The 4320-nt window shown below is 67.0% G+C and carries 4 protein-coding genes; 1 reads left to right on the top strand and 3 read right to left on the bottom strand.

Annotated elements, in window-relative coordinates; all coding sequences use genetic code 11:
* Positions 1-836: oligopeptide/dipeptide ABC transporter ATP-binding protein (locus tag Q4F91_RS11640; RefSeq protein ID WP_303337888.1), on the top strand; the 836-nt coding region annotated here is incomplete at its 5' end.
* Between the two features lie 79 nt (positions 837-915).
* Here the strand turns inward: Q4F91_RS11640 and msrB are convergent.
* The 3 genes from msrB to Q4F91_RS11660 all read right to left on the bottom strand — a co-directional run bounded on the left by msrB (position 916) and on the right by Q4F91_RS11660 (position 4001).
* Complete coding sequence (gene msrB / locus Q4F91_RS13570) at positions 916-2079, bottom strand: peptide-methionine (R)-S-oxide reductase MsrB (protein ID WP_368661012.1); 1164 nt, start codon at positions 2077-2079, stop codon at positions 916-918.
* A 167-nt stretch (positions 2080-2246) separates the two neighbouring features.
* Positions 2247-2696: a hypothetical protein gene (locus Q4F91_RS11655; protein ID WP_303337889.1), complete on the bottom strand. Its 450-nt coding sequence runs from the start codon at positions 2694-2696 to the stop codon at positions 2247-2249.
* A gap of 177 nt (positions 2697-2873) precedes the next feature.
* Complete coding sequence (locus Q4F91_RS11660; protein WP_303337890.1) at positions 2874-4001, bottom strand: aldo/keto reductase; 1128 nt, start codon at positions 3999-4001, stop codon at positions 2874-2876.
* Between the last annotated feature and the right edge of the window lie 319 nt (positions 4002-4320).

Raw genomic sequence — 4320 nt, forward strand, 5'->3', positions numbered from 1 at the left:
CCCCCACCGCGGGCGAGATCCGGTTCGAGGGCAACGCCGGGCGCGCGGGCGACAACGCGCGCCAGCGCGCGCAGTTCGAGCGTGCGATCGCCGGCCGCCTCAACATGATCTTTCAGGACCCCTACTCGTCCCTGAACCCCCGCATGCGGATCGCGGAGATCATCGCCGAGCCCCTCGCGACGCTCCATCCCGAGCTCCCGAAGGAAGCCGTTGCGGCCCGCGTGCGCGAGGCCGCGGACCTCGTCCGCCTCCCTGCGGAGGCGCTCACGAAGTTCCCGCACCAGTTCTCGGGCGGCCAGCGCCAGCGCATCTCGATCGCGCGTGCGCTCGCCGCGCGGCCGCAGTTCCTCATCTGCGACGAGCCGACGTCGGCCCTCGACGTCTCCGTGCAGGCGCAGGTCCTGAACCTCATGAAGGAACTGCAGCTCGAGTTCGGGATCACGTATCTCTTCATCTCGCACAACCTCGCCGTCGTGCACCACATGAGCGACCGCGTGGGCGTGATGTACCTCGGGCGCTTGGTCGAACTCGCCCCGCGCGACGCGCTCTTCAGCGACCCGAAGCACCCCTACTCGCGGATGCTGCTCGACGCGATCCCGCACCTGAAGGAAACCGGCCGCGCCCGCACCCCCGTGCGGGGCGAGGTGCCGAGCCCCTTGAAGCCCCCCTCGGGCTGCGCCTTCCACCCGCGTTGCCCGCGGGCGACGGCGAAGTGCCGCACCGAGACGCCGCGCCTCTCGCCCGTCGTCTTCCTGCCGCCCGGCGGCTCGTCGGTGGAGGACACCGAGAAGCGCTTCGTCGCTTGTCACTTCCCGCTTGACGGCAGGAAAGCCTGACCGGAATCCTGAGGAAGGAAAGCAATGCCCGGCGTCGCATGACTCCGGGCACTTTCTCAAAAGCCCTTCCCGCCGGGGGTCAGCGCTTCGCCGCCTTGTCAAAGAGGTGCTTCAGATCCCCGTAGCCCGCGGCTTCGAGTTCCTCGTACGGGATGAACCGGAGCGATGCCGAGTTGATGCAGTACCTGAGGCCGCCGCGGTCGCGCGGGCCGTCCTCGAAGACGTGTCCGAGGTGCGAGTCGCCCGCGCGGCTTCTCACCTCGACGCGGCGCATGCCGAAGCTCGTGTCGATGCGCTCGTTGATCACGGCCTCGTCGATCGGCCTGACGAAGCTCGGCCATCCGCAGCCCGAGTCGTACTTGTCCATCGACGTGAAGAGGGGCTCGCCCGTCACCACGTCGACGTAGAGACCGCGCGCCTCGGTCGCGTAGTACTGGCCCGTGAAGGCGCGCTCGGTGCGGTCCTTCTGCGTCACGGCGTATTCCATGTCGGTGAGCTTCTCGCGGAGCTCGGCGTCGGAGGGCTTTGTCCACCGGGCGGGATCGAGCGAATTCATCATCATTTCCTGAAGTTTCTGGACATCGGACTGGTCCGGGGGCGGCGGCAGGTCCCTGAGACTCTCGAAGGACACGTGGCAGTAGCCGTCCGGGTTCTTCTTCAGATAGTCCTGATGGTATTCCTCGGCGGGCCAGAAGCTCGAGAGCGGTTCGAGCTCGACCGCGACGGCGCGCCCGTGGGCCTTCGCGACCGCCTCCATCACGGCCGTGAGCACCGGGCGGTCGGCCTCGTTCACGTAGTAGATCCCCGTGCGGTACTGAGAGCCCACATCGTTGCCCTGGCGGTTCACCGAGAACGGGTTGATCGTCCTGAAGTACTGCTTCGTGAGCGTCTCGAGCGTCACTTTTCGCGGGTCGTAGCTCACACGCACGGTCTCGGCGTGTCCGGTCTTTCCTGAGCAGACTTGGCGGTAGGTGGGATCAGGTTTCGTGCCGTTGGCGTATCCGGAGACAGCGTCGGCGACGCCGGGGATGCGGGAGAAGTATTCCTCGGTCCCCCAGAAGCAGCCGCCCGCGAAGTAGATGTCCCTGAGGCCCGGCTTTTCGGCAGGGACGCGCACGACTTTCTCCGCTGGCGCCGTGTCGGCCGCGGGGTCGCGGTCCGTGCAGCCCGCAGTCCCGGCCGAGAGCACCGTCAGGAGGAGTCCTGTGAGGAAGCCGGTGAATTTCGTGGCCGTAGCTGTCATGAGGTGTCCCGCCTTAAATGAGAGAAATCACGTTGAGAATGCGGTACATGGTATCTCACCGCCGACTGCTGTGCATGAAAAAGCCGGGCCTGCGGCCCTTCGCGCCTCATGGGAACTGAGGGGGAGGCTCGCCGGTCCGGCGGGAAGAGGCGTTAAGCCTGCGGGCTTTACTTCAGCAGGCCGCTCATCTTTTCGTTCATTTTGTTCGTCGCCTTCTGCGAGGCTTCGGACTTCATGGAGTCCGCCTTCTCGCTGGCGGCCTTCTTCATCGAGTCGGTCGAGACGGAGGACTTGGCGGACTTCGCGGCCTTGAGCTTCTCGGAGGCGGACGACTTCGCGGATTTGGCGGCCTCCATCTTCTCGGTGGCGCTCTGCTTCATCGCGCTCGCCTTCTCGAGCTTCTCGGAGGCGCCCGTCGTCTTCGAGGCGGCGCCGGACTTGATCGAGCTCACCTTCTCCGAGGCGGCCGACTTCGCGCTCGACTTCACCGAGTCCGCCTTCTGGGTGGCGGCGGCCTTCATGCCGGCCTTCATGGTGTCGGCCATGGTGCTGTCGGCGGCGAAGGCCGGGGCAGCGAGGGCCATGCTGAGGGCGGCGGTCAGAACAATCTTCTTCATCTTTAGGTTCTCCTTTCTGACTTCAATTCTTCTGGGACGGGAGGCAGTGTTTCGTCACCGGCCGGGGAATCCGGCCGGGCGGTGTCTCCTGAACGAATGATAGTCACGCGGAGGCTAAGCACTGTGAAGAAATCGTTGCGGTCGGTTTCAGCCGGCCTCCGGGAGGGACGGCTGAGATCAGGCAGGATGCCGCACCATGAAGTCCGGGAGTCCCTCGACGGGCACGGCGTCGACGAGCGTCTGGAGCTCCGCCATGTCGGCCTCAGTGAGCGGGAAGTCGCCCGCGAGCTGGTTCTCAAGCAGGTGCCCTTCCTTCGTCGTGCCGGGAATCGGCACGATCCAGGGGCGCTTCGCGAGGATCCAGGCGAGCGCGACCTGCGCAGGCGTCATGCCGCGCTCCCGGCCGAAGTCCTGGAGCGCCGCGATCACGCGGCCGTTGGCGCGCAGCGCCGCGGGGGCGAAGAGTGAAATGCGCGGACGGTTGTCGGCGGTGAAGCGCGTGAACTCGTTCAGGTCCCCGGCAAGCCAGCCGATCGCGAGCGGCGCGTAGGCGACGAAGCCGATGCCGAGTTCCTCGAGCACGGGGAAGACCGAGGTCTCGCACTCGCGCGAGAACATCGAGTAGCGGCTCTGCACTGCGGTGACGGGGCAGACCGCATGGGCGCGGCGCACGGTATCTGCGTCGACCATGCTGAGGCCGAAGCGCTGCACCTTGCCCTCGCGGATGAGGTCCGCGACGGTGCCCGCCACGTCCTCCACGGGAACGTTTTTGTCCTGCCGGTGCTGGTAGAAGATCCCGATCGTCTCGACGCCGAGGCGCTTGAGGGACGCCTCGCAGACGCGGCGGATGCTGGCGGGCGCGCAGTCCTCGACGCCCGGCACCATGCGGCCGTCGCGGTACGTGTGCCCGAACTTGGTGGCGATGGTGACGCGGCCGGCATAGGGGCGGAGCGCCTCGCCCACGAGTTCCTCATTCGTCCAGGGTCCGTAGCTCTCGGCGGTGTCAAAGAGCGTGACGCCCGCGTCAACGGCGCGCGCGATGGTCCGGAGCGCGCTCTTCCGTTCGACGAAGGTCGAGCGGTTGAAGGAGAAGCCCATGCAGCCGAGACCCACGGCGGAGACCGTGACGGCGGCGGACCCCGTTCCGAGCGTGCGGGCGGCGGAGGGCATCGCGAGGCCAGGGGAACAGGGTGCGGTCTGCGCTCGGGCGGCGCGCGGAATGCCGGGAAGGCCCGCCGTGAGCGCGGCGGCTCCGGCGAGAAGCGTCCTGCGGGTGAGGTGCGGATGAGCGGTGCGGTCAGTCATTTCCTTCTCCTTCTGAAAAGAGAGGACTGGCCGCGGGCGGGAGAAGCCGCGGGGAGACTCGGTGTCAGGCCTCCCGGGAGACGCACCGGGGCCGGATCCCCTGCCCTGACAAGGTAGTCCGGACGGAACAGTGCCGCGCACTGGGAACGATCGGATTCGCGCGGTTTCCGATCGAAGCGAGGATGAACCGGCTTCCCGCAGATGAAGACTCCCGGATTCCTCTGCGGAAACCCGGGAGCGGTCTGAATGACGATGGATCCTCCGGGAGGAATGTGTCAGACCTCCGGAGGATCGGTGAGGATCAGCGGCGCATGTCCTT

It is taken from the genome of Sutterella sp. (genome assembly GCF_030539355.1).
Lineage (GTDB): Bacteria > Pseudomonadota > Gammaproteobacteria > Burkholderiales > Burkholderiaceae_F > Sutterella.